The sequence below is a fragment of the Ramlibacter sp. WS9 genome, assembly GCF_003797765.1.
In the GTDB taxonomy this organism is placed as follows: domain Bacteria; phylum Pseudomonadota; class Gammaproteobacteria; order Burkholderiales; family Burkholderiaceae_C; genus Ramlibacter.
This window is the reverse complement of the sequence record NZ_RKMB01000003.1, coordinates 130,085-143,051: the sequence shown is the minus strand read 5'-3', so window position 1 is coordinate 143,051 and position 12,967 is coordinate 130,085. Positions and strand designations below refer to the sequence as shown.

At 64.6% G+C, this 12,967-nt stretch carries 13 protein-coding genes; 6 read left to right on the top strand and 7 right to left on the bottom strand.

Going from position 1 to position 12,967, the window contains the following annotated elements:
- The first annotated feature begins 6 nt into the window (after positions 1-6).
- Together EEB15_RS06605 and EEB15_RS06600 are read left to right on the top strand one after the other, a co-directional pair.
- Entirely contained in the window at positions 7-960 is a 954-nt protein-coding gene (locus EEB15_RS06605; RefSeq protein WP_141508893.1) for a tripartite tricarboxylate transporter substrate binding protein, read from the top strand.
- A complete protein-coding gene (locus EEB15_RS06600) occupies positions 936-1,940 on the top strand; it encodes a D-2-hydroxyacid dehydrogenase (protein ID WP_233259381.1) in 1,005 nt (334 codons plus the stop codon). Before EEB15_RS06605 ends, EEB15_RS06600 begins: the two co-directional genes overlap by 25 nt.
- On the opposite strand, the gene EEB15_RS06595 is transcribed toward EEB15_RS06600, so the two are convergent.
- The 6 genes from EEB15_RS06595 to EEB15_RS06570 are packed head-to-tail and all read right to left on the bottom strand — an operon-like array spanning position 1,930 to position 6,758.
- Positions 1,930-3,081, bottom strand: coding sequence for a serine hydrolase (locus EEB15_RS06595; protein WP_141508891.1), 1,152 nt, complete (start codon positions 3,079-3,081; stop codon positions 1,930-1,932). The genes EEB15_RS06600 and EEB15_RS06595 overlap by 11 nt on opposite strands.
- Entirely contained in the window at positions 3,078-4,046 is a 969-nt protein-coding gene (locus EEB15_RS06590; RefSeq protein ID WP_141508890.1) for a Gfo/Idh/MocA family protein, read from the bottom strand. The genes EEB15_RS06595 and EEB15_RS06590 overlap by 4 nt, the downstream gene beginning before the upstream one ends.
- A complete protein-coding gene (locus EEB15_RS06585; protein WP_233259401.1) occupies positions 4,039-5,010 on the bottom strand; it encodes a Gfo/Idh/MocA family protein in 972 nt (323 codons plus the stop codon). Before EEB15_RS06585 ends, EEB15_RS06590 begins: the two co-directional genes overlap by 8 nt.
- 5 nt (positions 5,011-5,015) lie before the next feature.
- A complete protein-coding gene (locus EEB15_RS06580) occupies positions 5,016-5,714 on the bottom strand; it encodes an RraA family protein (protein ID WP_141508886.1) in 699 nt (232 codons plus the stop codon).
- A gap of 16 nt (positions 5,715-5,730) precedes the next feature.
- Positions 5,731-6,198 (bottom strand): cupin domain-containing protein, encoded by a 468-nt coding sequence (locus EEB15_RS06575; RefSeq protein ID WP_141508884.1) that lies wholly within the window; start codon positions 6,196-6,198, stop codon positions 5,731-5,733.
- Positions 6,195-6,758: a cupin domain-containing protein gene (locus EEB15_RS06570; RefSeq protein ID WP_158290015.1), complete on the bottom strand. Its 564-nt coding sequence runs from the start codon at positions 6,756-6,758 to the stop codon at positions 6,195-6,197. The genes EEB15_RS06575 and EEB15_RS06570 overlap by 4 nt, the downstream gene beginning before the upstream one ends.
- A gap of 186 nt (positions 6,759-6,944) precedes the next feature.
- Here EEB15_RS06570 and EEB15_RS06565 point away from each other — a divergent pair, with 186 nt between their 5' ends.
- Both EEB15_RS06565 and EEB15_RS06560 read left to right on the top strand, forming a co-directional pair.
- Complete coding sequence (locus EEB15_RS06565; RefSeq protein WP_141508880.1) at positions 6,945-7,901, top strand: tripartite tricarboxylate transporter substrate binding protein; 957 nt, start codon at positions 6,945-6,947, stop codon at positions 7,899-7,901.
- 51 nt (positions 7,902-7,952) lie between these two features.
- On the top strand, positions 7,953-8,921 hold the full coding sequence (locus tag EEB15_RS06560) for a LysR family transcriptional regulator (protein ID WP_141508878.1): 969 nt from the start codon (positions 7,953-7,955) through the stop codon (positions 8,919-8,921).
- 44 nt (positions 8,922-8,965) lie between these two features.
- Here EEB15_RS06560 and EEB15_RS06555 read toward each other — a convergent pair whose 3' ends face one another.
- Entirely contained in the window at positions 8,966-9,964 is a 999-nt protein-coding gene (locus tag EEB15_RS06555; RefSeq protein ID WP_141508877.1) for a helix-turn-helix domain-containing protein, read from the bottom strand.
- Between the two features lie 145 nt (positions 9,965-10,109).
- Here EEB15_RS06555 and EEB15_RS06550 point away from each other — a divergent pair, with 145 nt between their 5' ends.
- On the top strand, positions 10,110-11,552 hold the full coding sequence (locus EEB15_RS06550) for an NAD-dependent succinate-semialdehyde dehydrogenase (protein WP_141508875.1): 1,443 nt from the start codon (positions 10,110-10,112) through the stop codon (positions 11,550-11,552).
- Between the two features lie 46 nt (positions 11,553-11,598).
- On the top strand, positions 11,599-12,966 hold the full coding sequence (locus EEB15_RS06545; RefSeq protein ID WP_141508873.1) for an aminotransferase class III-fold pyridoxal phosphate-dependent enzyme: 1,368 nt from the start codon (positions 11,599-11,601) through the stop codon (positions 12,964-12,966).
- The last annotated feature ends 1 nt before the right edge of the window (position 12,967 follow it).

Genomic DNA, 12,967 nt, shown 5'->3' with positions numbered 1-12,967 from the left:
GGAGACATGATGCTGCGCACTTTCATCACCAGCTTGACGGCTGTATTGGCCCTGGCGGCCTGGCCCGTCCACGCCGCCTACCCGGATCGCCCGATCACGCTCATCGTCCCGTTCGCACCGGGCGGTGGCGCGGACGCCACGGGACGCGCCATCGCTCACTATCTGGAGAAGCGGCTGAAGCAGCCGGTGGTGGTGATCAACCGCGGTGGCGCGGGCGGACAAATCGGGTTCACCGCCACAGCCAAGGCCAAGCCGGACGGCTACACGATCGGCATCGTCACGGCTCCCAACCTGGTCGTGTTTCCGGTGCAAAAGCCCACGCAATACAAGCTGTCCGAGTTCACGCTGATCGCGAACCTCGTAGAGGACGATGGCATGTTCTTCGTTCGCAAGGAAAGCCCGTTCAAGTCGATCGCCCATGTCGTGAGCTACGCCAAGGCGAATCCCGGAAAGGTCACTGTCGGAACGACAGGGGAGGGCAGCTTGCCGCACCTGGCCATGCTCGCCCTCGAACAGAAGGCCGGCATCAGGTTGACGGCAGTGCATTACAGCGGCGCGGCTCCAACGCGGATGGCCGTTCTCGCGGGTGACCTCGACATGGCCTATGTTACGGCGGTCGACGGGGCAGGAGACCTGCGGGCAGGATTGGTACGGCCCCTGGGCGTCACCGCCAGGAAACGAATCGAGTCGATGCCGGGCAACCCGACCCTGCTCGAACAGGGCTATGACGTGGTCACCAGCGCATCTCGCGGCCTGGCGGCACCGGCCGGGACCCCAGAGGACGTGCTCAAGCTGCTGCGCGGCGTGGTTGCCGACGCGGCAAAAGATCCAGCATTCCTCGACGTGGCCCAGAAGCAGGGCATGCCCATCCGCTACATGGACCACGAGGCATTTGCGAAAGACCTGCTGCGCCAGCAACAGGAGTACACCCTGATATGGAACGAGCGGGCATCCAAGTGACTATGACACATCAGACCACACCCCTGAACATCGTATTCCTGGACCGCGGCACCATCTCGCCGCAGACCTACCTGAGGGCGCCAGCTTTTCCCCACAACCTTCAGGTGTACGAACGCACCCGGCCCGATCAACTGGCCTCACGCCTGGCCGAAGCCGATATCGTCATCGTCAACAAGGTGAGGCTCGATGAGCGGGCGATTTCAGCCGCGGGGCAGTTGAAGATGATCGCAGTCGCCGCCACCGGTACGGACAACATCGACCTGGCGGCCTGCGGCAAGCGCGGAATTGCCGTCAGCAATATCCGCAATTACGCTTTACACACGGTTCCGGAGCACACATTCGCGCTGATCTTTGCGTTGCGCCGGAGCATCTGCGCATACCGCGATTCGGTACGCGCGGGGCGATGGCAGCAGGCGCAGCAATTCTGTTTTTTCGATCACCCGATTCGCGACCTTGCCGGATCGACCCTGGGAATCGTGGGCGATGGCGTACTGGGCCAGGCAGTCGCCGCAATGGGGCGAGCTTTGGGGATGAAGGTTCTGTTCGCCTCATACAAGGGGCATGCGGACATGGGGCCGCTCTACACGCCGTTCGAACAGGTGCTAGAACGTGCTGACATCATCACGCTGCACTGCCCGCTGACACCCGCGACCCGCAACATGATCGGTACTGACGAGTTCACACGCATGTCGCGCAGGCCGCTGCTGATCAACACCGCACGTGGCGGCCTGGTGGACGAACATGCCGTGGGCCCCGCCTTGGCGAATGGACAGATCAGCGGCGCTGCCTTTGACGTCGTCAGCGTGGAACCGCCTGCGTCCGATCACCCCTTCATGCGGCTGCTGGATCGTTCCGACTTTATGCTGACGCCGCACGTCGCGTGGGCGAGCGATGAAGCGGTCCAGGGGCTCGCCGACCAGCTGGTCGACAACATCGAGGCCTTCGTCCGGAATGTGCCCGCCAACCTGGTCAGGCAGTAGCCTGCCTTCGCAGGCGACCATAGAGGCCCTGCTCGTAACGCTCGACGATCGCCAGCACGTCGGGGTCGAGAAAGGGCAGGGCTTGCGCGAATACCACTGCCGCAACGGACATATCGAAGTCGATCCAAAAGAACGTGTTGGCAACGCCGGCCCATGAGACGCTGCCGGCGGACCTGCCAGCCGGCTCGGCCTCTTGGTGAAGCAGGCCCAGGTAGCTCCACTTCTTTTTCCTGCCGGGAAAGAGCGCTAGATCGTGGCTGCGCTCGGGTATGCAAGTGGGCAGGTCGCGCACGCTCAGCAGGTCGATCTGGTTGCAGCGCGCCTGCGCAACGGTTTCGGGGAGGAGGACTTCAGAGGTGCTGCCCCGGTCGGCGCGCAAGATGGACTGAAGGAGGCGCAGCACGTCGCGCGGAGTGGAGTAGAGGCCGGCACCACCGGAATCGAATTCGCGGTACGGATTCGGATCCATCGGAGTCCTGTCCAGCACGCGATCGGCCTGCCGCGTATGCAGCACCGCACGAATGACTGCGGGCACCGGCGCAAACCCGGTCGAACGCATCCCCAACGGCTTGAAGACGTTGGCCTCCAGATAGTCGGACAGGGTGCCGCAGCTGACCTGCTCCACCAGCAGCCCCGCCCAGTCCATGCCTATGCCGTAGTTCCAGCACGCGCCCGGCTGGAACAGAAGTGGTCGCTCCAGCGACCTGCGCGATCCGGTCCGTGCAGCGGGCAGCCCGTTCTGCGCGACATACTCGGAGAGAGTCGGGCTCCACGCCTCGTAGCCGAAGCCGGCGGTGTGGGTGAGCAGATGGCGCACCCTTACTCGCGCTCGAGCAGGGGTGCGGCCGAAGCTCGCCAAGACTTCCGGGTCTTCAAAGAAAGGCAGGTAATCCGCTACCTCGTCGTTGAGGCCGAGGCTTCGGCGTTCGACCAGCTGAAGCACGGCGACTGCGGTGGCCAGTTTCGTGATGGAGGCGATCCAGAAGGTCGTGTCCAGCGTCATTGCCTGCGCGGATCCGAACTCCACTTGCCCCAGCGCGGTGACATCGATCAACTCCGCCTGGCTGGCCGCGGCACAGACCACACCCGGGATACCGGCGTGGCGCACTACCGCGCGCAGTCGTTCGTCAAGGTTGCTCATAGGCTCTCCTCGCTGCCCGTCGCCAATGACCGGCAGACACCTTCCATTCCTGCCGCCGTCCACAGCATCTGCTCGGGTGAGATGGGGTAGGGTCTCTCGCGGTCTATGGCCTGGGCGAATGCGTCCAGTTCCAGCCTGAGCGCGGCAACCTTGGCCAGGCGCTGGCGTAGGGGCGCTTGGCCGGCCCGGTACAGCACCATCTCGTCGTCGTTCAGGATCTCCAGCGACCCGTCGCTGCCGAAAAGGTGCATGCGCCAGAAGCGTGGCGTCGTCTGCACCATCGAAAGCGTGGCGGATACGCCATTGGTGAAGGTGAAAAATACGTTGCACGTGTCCTCTGGCGGCGCCGTGTGCCCATGGGCGGACACTCTCGCAAAGACGCGTTCCGGCTTGCCCAACAGGGAGACCGCCAGGTCCAGCAGGTGGATGCCCGTTCCTGTCATGCCCGCGGCGGGCGACTCTGCCGACTCGGCGCGCCATGCCGAGAAACTCGTGCGGGCGCTTTCGTTGCTCGAGTTCGCCTCCAGGTGCAGCACCTGGCCCAGCAGGCCGCGGCTGAGCGCGTCCTGGAGGTACGCGATCGCCGGCATGAAGCGGCGGTTGTGTCCCACCGCCAGCACCACACCGGCAGCGGCGCAGGCGTCCACGCATCGCTGCGCTCCGCCGCGCGTGAGCGAGAGCGGCTTCTCGCAGAACACGGCCTTGCCTGCTCGGGCAGTAGCGACGACCTGCTCCACGTGGAGGGAGTGGGGCGTGGCCACCACCACCGCCCCGATCGAGGGATCTTCGAGGACTTCCTGGAAGCTCGTGGAAAGTCCAACGCCCAACTCGGCTGCGACGGCGGCACGCTTCGCGACGTCGGGCACGACCGCTTTGACGAAGCGCAGTCTCTCGCTCTTCCCCTGCACGGAGGCAACGAGCGCCTGACCCCACCAGCCGAGGCCCAGAATGGCGGCATCAATCATGACGAGGCTCCTCGTTGTCCATGCGCGCCACGATGCCTTCTAGCGCGCAGGCGCAGTTCACCAAATGGTCGGCGGTGACCGGGTAGTCGGCCAGGCCCAGACAGCTCTCGGCGAATGTTTCGAGTTCACGGCGGAGCGTGTCGGTCGGCGGCAACTGCATGACTTCGGGCGGAACACCGCGGCGGTAAACACGAAGCTCCGTATCCCCGCGTGCCTCGACAGATCCATCGAGCCCGAACACGTGGATGCGCCAGAAGCGCGGCGTCGGCCGTATCGTGGCCAGGAGGCCCGATACGCCGCCCTCGAACTCCAGGAGCACGCTCAGTGCATCGCGCACGCTCTCCCCCGGCGCCGAATGCGAGCTGTGATGAACCCTCACCACGTCGGCCTTGCCGAACAACGCCGTCATGATGTCCAGCGCGTGAATGCCCGTTCCGGTCATTCCGGCGCCGGGGCTTTCCAATGGCGACGCCCGCCAGGCCCCGAAGTCGGAACGGGTCGTGTTCTCGTTGCTCCAGTGACCTTCGATGTGCAGGAGCTTTCCGAGCTCGCCGCTGCGAACGATGTCGAACAGCGACGCAACGTTGGCCGCGAACCGCCGGTTATGGCCAACCGCCAGTTGCACCCCGTGCGCCGCGCACGCGGCAATCGCCCGCTGGGCATCGTCCGCGGTGAGGGCCAGCGGCTTTTCGCAAAACACGTGCTTGCCGGCGGCGGCCGCGAGTTCCACTTGCTCGCGATGGAGCGAATGCGGCGTGGCGATGACGATCCCGTCCAGGCGCGGATCGCGGACCAGGGATTCCACTGAAGAGGTCAGTTCGAGACCCAGCTCCGCGGCGATGCCCGTACGCTTCGCAGGCTCGGCCACGGCTGCGGCGACGAACCGGACCTGGTCGCTTATCCCCTGAACGGACCTTACCAGGCGCTGGCCCCACCAGCCCAACCCGGCGATCCCTAGCTGCACTTGCTTCAATGGATATGGCCCTCCTTGAGGACGCGGCGCATCAGGGCCGGCGAAAAGTCCGGCGCGTCGCAGAGGTCCAGCGTCCGGCGCTCCTTGGCGGCAATCCTTTCGATTGCGTGGGGCAGACGCCGCACGCAATCGCGCGGGATGACCACGGCCCCATGGTGGTCGGCGTGCACGATGTCATCGTGTCCGACGTCCATGCCCAGCACCGACACGCGCGCGCCAAAGCCCGCCAGGTGCACGTGTGCATGGCTGGGGCTCAAGCAGCCGCCCAGCATCTTGAAGCCGGGCGCCCAAGCGTCCGTGTCCCGAAAGGAGCCATTCGTGACGCAGCCGCGTGCCCCAAGCTTGAGGTGTACCTTGGAGTGCACCTCACCCCAGAAAGCGCCGGCGCCGGGGCGCTCGTCAAGATCCTGCAATATGACAATCGTCGGCAAGTCCCGGGCTTGGACATAGTCGTACCAGTCGAAGCGGTCGGCTGCTGGCTGGGTGGGTTTGTTCCGGGCGCGGATGCTGCCCACGCGTGCGGCACCGATCATGGGTTTGAACGGCCCGTCCAGCGCAACTCCGGGGTGGGTCGTGTAAGAGGTGAGCGGCAGGCCTGGCACCAGCAGCTCAAGGGCATTGCAGATCGTTGGGGTGTCCCAAAAAGCAAGCAGGTCGAGGTCAGCGTGAGTCAGCGGAGAGGTTGTATCGTCCATAGGATTTCCTGATGAGTCAAGTTGCAAGGGCCTTCTGTTCGGCCACCACATCGGCATGCCAAAGCAAGGGGCCGCCAGCGTCATTGCCCGTCACGATGGTCAGCATCAACGCCTGGCCATCCGAGTCGTTGCGAAAGCCGCGCATCACGCCACCTTCCATAGAGACGCAGTCCCTGGGGTGGGCAGCAAGCGTGTGTTCTTCGCCATCCTCGGCGATCCAGTAGATGGTCATGTCGCCTTCCACAGGGATGAAGACTTCCTGCGTGGGGTGTGAGTGCATCCGCGATCCACCACCCGGCGGGATCCTGACCCAGTTCATCACATACCTGTGGTCCCCGGAAATCGCCGGCGGGAATGGGTTCTCGGAGGAGCCCCGGCCAATCAGCTTGAGGTTTTCCTTAGCGCCACCCGGCAGCCGGGTGTCGAGGAAGCCGGCCCTGTTGCCCGAGAGGCTCGAATAGCGGGCGATCTGAACTCTCGTCATTTTTCTGCTCCTTCCGAGACACGCTGCGCCAATTTTCCGCTGGCATCGAGGTACAGGCCGGTCTGGGCCGCTCGCTCCAGGACTGATTGATGCCAGCGCACGCTGCCGCCGCCGGCGGCGCCGCCGTCGACGATGGCGAGCATCAGTACGGGCTTGTCACCGTCGTTGCGAAAGCCCCGCATCAGGCCCTCCGGGATCGAGACGCAGTCGAACTTCTGCAGTGTCGTCTGCTGCTCGCCATCGTCTCCCCAATAGATCGTCAGTGGACCGTCTACTGGAATGAAAAGTTCGGCACCGGAGCCGGGATGGTCGTGCAGATTCGATCCGCCGCCGGGCGGGATCAGGACCCAGCTCATGTTGATGTTGTGCGGAACAGGGATCGCCGGGCGCATGTCGGGGTTTTCGAAGATACCCTTGCCCGCGGCGACCAACTTGAAGTTCTGCTTTTGGCCGCCGGGTAGCCGCGAATCGATGAAAGCACTCGTTGTACCCGGAAGCTCGCCATAGCGCGCTATCCGTCGTTCAATCTGTTCCTTGCTGGTTGAGGTGGATTGCTGCATGAAATTGCCCTGTGCTGGTGAAACGGTTCTTTGCGTTCCAGAGAGCATTTCACGGATTCCTCGCACAAGTCATGCGCCAAAATCATAAGTCTCATGCGCTTGAACGGGTGCGAGCGCAGTGCGACCAGGCCAGAATAGTGGAAAGCGTTTGCATCAACCGCTCAATACAGCGAAGGAGATTCAGCGATGAACAGACTGATCCACCACCTGCTCGCATTCGCGATCGCCGCCACGGCCACTGCGCAAGCACATGCAGCGTTTCCGGAGCAACCGATCACGATGATCGTGCCGTTCCCAGCCGGAGGAGGCGCGGATTCAGCTGGCCGCCTGCTTGCACGACACCTGGAGCGCAAGCTTGGCCAACCAGTCGTCGTGATGAATCGCCCAGGGGCGGGCGGTGAAATAGGTTTTGCCGCGATTGCCCGAGCGAAGCCCGACGGCTACACGATCGGTATCGTTACGGCTCCTAACGTAGTGGTGCTTCCTATCCAGCGCGCCGCGCAATACAAGCTTGGCGACCTCGCACCCATCGCCAATCTGGTGGAGGATGTGGGCATCTTCTTTGTCCGCAAGGAACACCGGTTCCAGTCCATGAAGGACTTGCTGGCCGAAGCCAAGGCCAAGCCTGGCGGCGTCAACTTGGCCACGACGGGCAATGGTGGATTGCCGCATTTCGCGCTCCTGTCCCTGCAGAAGAGTACCGGCGCAAAGCTCATGGCGGTACCTTACTCCGGTACCGTTCCCATCCGTCAGGCGGTGCTGGCCGGCGACGTGGATGTCGGGTTCATCACCATCGCGGATGCTTCTTCCGATCTTCAGGGCGGTCTGGTCCGCGCACTGGGCCAGGCCGCGGAACAGCGTTCCGCAACGGCGGCGCAGATGCCGACACTGCGCGAGCAGGGTGTCGACGTGGTGATCAGCGCCTTGCGGGGAGTTGCAGCGCCCGCACGAACACCCGCACCGGTACTGGGTATCCTGTCGGATGCCATCGCGGCCGTTGTGCGCAGCCCCGAATTCCAGCGGGAGGCTGCTACCCAAAAGATGCCGGTCCGGTACATGGCGCCTGGGGAATTTCAGGGAGAACTGGAGCGCCAGGACCGGGACTACCGCGCCCTGTGGCGGGCGTCGCCTTGGGAAAACTAGAGATCGGTGGCCGTCGCACTATGATCGCGCTCACAAGGACTCGCAACGGCAATGGGCAACGATTCCGGTGAACGCAAGTTGAAGCAGCAGCGCGCAGTGACGGACCGCGTGCAGCTGATCGCGGGCGTGGAGCTGGTTCTCGCTATCGAACGATGCGGCTCGATCAGCGACGCGGCAGCCAGCCTCGGCTTGTCGCAGCCCGCGGCCTCAAGGCAACTGCTCGCCATGGAACAAATGCTGGGCGTCCCTTTGTTCAAGCGCACCACGCGAACCATCTCGCCCAGCGATGCCGGGCATCTGCTCGTGAATTCCGGCAAGGAGATGCTGCGATCGGCGGACCAGTTGCTGGAACTGCTGCGGCAATCGAATTCCAGCCCGCGCGTGCTGAAGGTGACTACCGGACCGATGTTCGGCAAGAAGCACATCCTTCCCTACCTACAATCTTTTCGCGACGCAAATCCGGGTGTGGAAATCCGGCTGACGCTGACCGACGAGAAAGTGGACCTCGTCCGCGACGAAGTGGATCTCCTGCTTCACATCGGGCATCTTCCGGACCGCCGTCTTGTCGCGGCGAAAATCGGCAAACAGCGCAGAATTCTCTGCGCATCGCCGAGCTATGAGTCTAGGCGCGGCAGGATAGCAAGCCCGGAAGACCTCGCGCGGCACCCTTGCCTCATCCATACCCGGCTGGCACCGACGGGGGTGTGGCACTTCTGGTCCGGCGGCACCATGCGCACTCTGCACGTGGCGGGGCCTATGGCCGCGAACAGCTCGGACATTCTCGCGGAAGCCGCATGCAACGGCATGGGTGTGACGCTGCTGGCAAGCTGGGCCGTGCATGAGGACTTGCGCAAGGGAAAGCTGGTGCAGCTGCTGCCGCAGTGCCGCTTTGACAGCGACGCCGAGCCCCGCGATATCAGCTTCGTCTGGCTCCCCGAACTTTCCAAGTCCAAGCAGTTGCGCAGCTTCGTGACCTATTTCAGCCAGAAATTCGGAAAGCCGCCGTACTGGGAGGTTTGATCTCCGTAGCCAGCCGGGTGGCGACGCGGCCAAAGACCCGTACTTCAGCGCAACTGGCGCGCCCGTCGCAGCGTTTGCGATGGAAGTTCGCCGAACTGGCGGTTGTAGTCTGCTGAAAACTCGCCGAGGTGCCAAAAACCCCAGCGTGCGGCAAGGTCGTAAACGCCGACACCGTCGTTCGTGTTGCGCTTGAGGTCGCGCCTCACGCCGTTCAAGCGCACCGTGCGCAGGTACTTCGCCGGGCTCGTGCCCAGCACGTCGCGAAAGCAGTACTCCAGCTTGCGCGGGCTGGCGCCCACCTGTTTGCAGAGTTGAAGGCCCGACATCGGCTGGTCGGGCTGCGACAGCATCACCTCGCAGGCCCGGTTCACCACGCGCCTGCGCGCCTCCACGCTCTTGAGCCCGCTGGTATCGACCTGTGCCGGAATCGCCTCGATCCACTCGATCAGGATCGCGTCGCGCATCTGCATCACAGCGACGGGGTCATTGAGCACTGCGGGCGCGGTGGCGACGCGGTCCAGTATTGCCAGGTGGGTTGTTCGCAGTTCTTCGGCGAGGATGGCACGCGTCTGCACCGTGACCTGCTTGTCCAGCCAGGATGCAAGTTGCTTTTGGTACAAGGCCTCCCAAAGGGAACTCAGCAGAGCGCCATCGGCCACGGCACCGATCATGCTGAAAGAAGCTGGACTCGAGAGGTCCAGTTCTTCCCCCCGGCCGATCATCATGGTTTCGTGGTCCAGCCGTTGCCCGCTGAAGAAGGCGTCGCCAGCCTGCTGCGTCAGCATCGCGAAACCGTAGTGCCCCTCGCCAATGCTCCCGCGCTGCCGTACCGCCCGGTTCGCGCTCTCGAACACCAGCCGCAGACCGGGCAACTGCAGATGCGTGAACCTGCCCATGAAGGCGCCACTGGACAGCTGGTCGTAGTGCAGCGACCAGTGTGGCTGCGCCGCCGCGTGCTCGTCGATGTCCGTCGATTCAACTTGGCGCAGCCATGCCGTGGACTCGCCGGTCGGCGGTTGCGGGGTGTCTTCGAGGGCGGGCATTGATCGGCGGGTCAGAGGGCAAGTCGGCAAGTTGCGTACCGGCGCGCTGGACGTCGTTGTCGAAATGAATTCTAGGGTTTTCCCTGGGTGTTGAATTGCGGGAATGCGATCACGCCTGGAGCCACCTCCGGGCTACCTTCGCAGCATGAAGTATCCCATCCTTGCATTGCATATCGGCGGCCAATGGCTGACGCAAACCTCGGGCGGTGAGCGTCCTGTGCTGAACCCAGCCGACGAATCGACGCTGGGCATGCTGCCGTTGGCCGGCGAACCGGAGCTGCGCGCGGCGGCCGAATCCGCGCGGCGCGGTTTCGCGCAGTGGCGCAAGCTGTCCGCGCTGGAGCGCTTCACGGTGTTGCGGCGCGCGACCGACCTGATGCGCGAGCGTGCCGCCGACATCGCGCACGTCCTGACCCTGGAGCAGGGCAAACCACTGGCCGAGGCACTGCGCGAAGTCACGCTGTCGGCCGACATCATCGAATTCCAGGCCGAGGAGGCCAAGAGGCTGTACGGGCGCACCGTTCCGCCGCGCGTGGCCGGCATCCTGAGCCAGACCGTCATGCGCCAGCCAGTGGGCCCGGTGGCGGCTTTCACGGCCTGGAACTTCCCCGTCAACCTGCCGGCCCGCAAGATCGGCAGCGCATTGGCCGCCGGTTGCAGCGTGGTCGTGAAACCGGCTGAAGAGACACCGGGGAGCTGCATGGCGCTGGTGCGCTGTTTCCTGGATGCCGGCGTGCCGCCCGATGCGTTGAACATGGTATGCGGCGAGCCGGCACAGGTTTCGTCGCTGCTGATCGCACACCCGGCCATCGCCAAGGTTTCGTTCACGGGGTCGGTGGCAGTGGGCAAGTTGTTGGGCGAGATGTGCGCGCGCGGCGTCAAGCGCTACACGCCGGAACTCGGCGGCCACGCGCCGGTGATCGTTTGCGAGGATGCCGACTTCGACTTCTCGCTCAAGACCTCCGTGGTGGCCAAGTACCGCAACGCCGGCCAGGTGTGCGCTTCGCCGATCCGCTTCTATGTGCACCGCAAGCATTACGAGGCCTGGAGTGCCGGCTTCGCCAAGGCGGCCGGCGCGTTGCGCCTGGGTCCCGGCCTGGATGCGCAAACGCAGATGGGGCCGCTGGCCCATGCGCGCCGCATCGACGATATGGAAACGCTGGTTGGTGAGGCGATCGACCAGGGCGCGCGGTTGTTGTGCGGCGGCAAGCGCGCGGCTCGGCCGGGCTACTTCTTCGAGGCCACCGTGTTGACGGACGTGCCGCCGGCCTGCCGGCTCGCGAACACCGAACCGTTCGGTCCCATCGCCACCATCGAACCCTTCGACGAACTCGTTAACGCCATCGCGAAGGCGAACGACTCACCCTACGGTCTGGGCGCCTACGCCTTCACGCGCGACCTGGTCACGGCACATCGCCTCGCCGAGGAGATCGAGGCAGGCATGGTCGGCATCAACCACTTCGGAGTCTCGCAGCCCGAGATGCCCTTCGGCGGCTGGAAGGAAAGCGGCCACGGCCACGAGATGGGGGCCGAAGGCCTGCTCGGCTACACCGAGCTGAAGACGGTGATTGTCGGGGTGCCGCGATGAGGACCACCGCGACCGGCATCGCAACAGAAGTTCAAAGGAAGTTTCCATGAAAACCGGCATCGACCAACTCAAGCAAGACAACGCCCAGTACCTGTTCCATCCCATGGCCCACCCGCAGGCCATGCAGAAGACCAAGCCCGACATCATCGCCCGGGGCGAGGGCTGCTGGATCTGGGACATCGACGGCCACAAGATGATCGACGGCGTCGCCGGCCTGTGGAGCAGCAACCTCGGCCACAGCAACAAGCGCGTGCGTGACGCCATCGTCGCGCAACTCGACGAACTGCCGTTCTACAACACCTTCCGCGGCACCACGCACCCGCGCGCCATCGAGCTGTCGGCGCGCGTGGTGAAGATGATGCAACCCGACGGCGTGGGTGCGGTGATGTTCGGCAACAGCGGCTCCGACGCCGTGGAGGGCGCGCTGAAGATCGCGCGCCAGTACTGGAAGGTGCTGGGCCAGCCCGAGCGTACCAAGTTCATCAGCTTGAAGCAGGGCTACCACGGCGTGCACTTCGGCGGCATGAGCGTCAACGGCCTGGCCAACATCCGGCGCGCCTACGAGCCGCTGATGCCCGGCTGCTTCCATGTCGACTCCCCCTGGTTGTACCGCAATGCCTACACACAGGATCCCGAAGAGCTGGGCCGCATCTGCGCCGGCCTGCTGGAACGCGAGATCCAGTTCCAGGGCGCGGACACCGTGGCCGCGTTCATTGCCGAACCCGTCCAGGGCTCGGCGGGGGTGATCGTGCCGCCGCCGAACTTCTGGCCGCTGGTGCGCGAGGTGTGCGAACGCCACAAGGTGCTGTTGATCGCGGACGAAGTCGTCACCGGCTTCGGCCGCAGCGGCGCCATGTTCGGCACCCGCCTGTGGGGCACGACGGCGGACATCTGGTGCCTGGCCAAGGGCATCTCCTCGGGCTACGTGCCGCTGGGCGCCACTGCGCTCAGCAAGAAGGTGGCCGACGCCTTCCTGGCCGACACCGCGGGCCTGGGCACCGTGGCCCATGGCTACACCTACAGCGGGCACCCGGTGGCGGCGGCGGCCGCGCTGGCCACGCTGGACGAACTCGAAGAGAAGGACGTGGTCGGCAACGTGGCGCGCGTGGGCGCGCATTTCCAGGAGCGCATGGCGCAGTTCGAGCGCAAGTTCAGCTTCGTCGGCAATGTGCGCGGTGTGGGCCTGATGACCGGCATCGAAATGGTGACCGACAAGGCCAAACGCACTCCACAGCCGCGCAGCAGCGACATCCCGGCACGTGTCGCGCGCGAGGCCTACCAGCGCGGCGCGATGGTGCGTATCTCCGGTCCCAACATGATCCTGTCGCCGCCTCTGGTGATCACGCGCGAGGAGGTTGACCATCTGGTGGACATCCTCGAAGCGTCCTACGCCGCCGTGGACAAGGCACTTTGAG

Coding starts and splice junctions, on each gene's coding strand:
- EEB15_RS06605 (WP_141508893.1), top strand. CDS start 7: ATGATGCTGCGCACTTTCATCACCAGCTTGACGGCTGTATTGGCCCTG.
- EEB15_RS06600 (WP_233259381.1), top strand. CDS start 936: ATGGAACGAGCGGGCATCCAAGTGACTATGACACATCAGACCACACCC.
- EEB15_RS06595 (WP_141508891.1), bottom strand. CDS start 3,081: ATGAGCAACCTTGACGAACGACTGCGCGCGGTAGTGCGCCACGCCGGT.
- EEB15_RS06590 (WP_141508890.1), bottom strand. CDS start 4,046: ATGATTGATGCCGCCATTCTGGGCCTCGGCTGGTGGGGTCAGGCGCTC.
- EEB15_RS06580 (WP_141508886.1), bottom strand. CDS start 5,714: ATGGACGATACAACCTCTCCGCTGACTCACGCTGACCTCGACCTGCTT.
- EEB15_RS06575 (WP_141508884.1), bottom strand. CDS start 6,198: ATGACGAGAGTTCAGATCGCCCGCTATTCGAGCCTCTCGGGCAACAGG.
- EEB15_RS06570 (WP_158290015.1), bottom strand. CDS start 6,758: ATGCAGCAATCCACCTCAACCAGCAAGGAACAGATTGAACGACGGATA.
- EEB15_RS06565 (WP_141508880.1), top strand. CDS start 6,945: ATGAACAGACTGATCCACCACCTGCTCGCATTCGCGATCGCCGCCACG.
- EEB15_RS06560 (WP_141508878.1), top strand. CDS start 7,953: ATGGGCAACGATTCCGGTGAACGCAAGTTGAAGCAGCAGCGCGCAGTG.
- EEB15_RS06555 (WP_141508877.1), bottom strand. CDS start 9,964: ATGCCCGCCCTCGAAGACACCCCGCAACCGCCGACCGGCGAGTCCACG.
- EEB15_RS06550 (WP_141508875.1), top strand. CDS start 10,110: ATGAAGTATCCCATCCTTGCATTGCATATCGGCGGCCAATGGCTGACG.
- EEB15_RS06545 (WP_141508873.1), top strand. CDS start 11,599: ATGAAAACCGGCATCGACCAACTCAAGCAAGACAACGCCCAGTACCTG.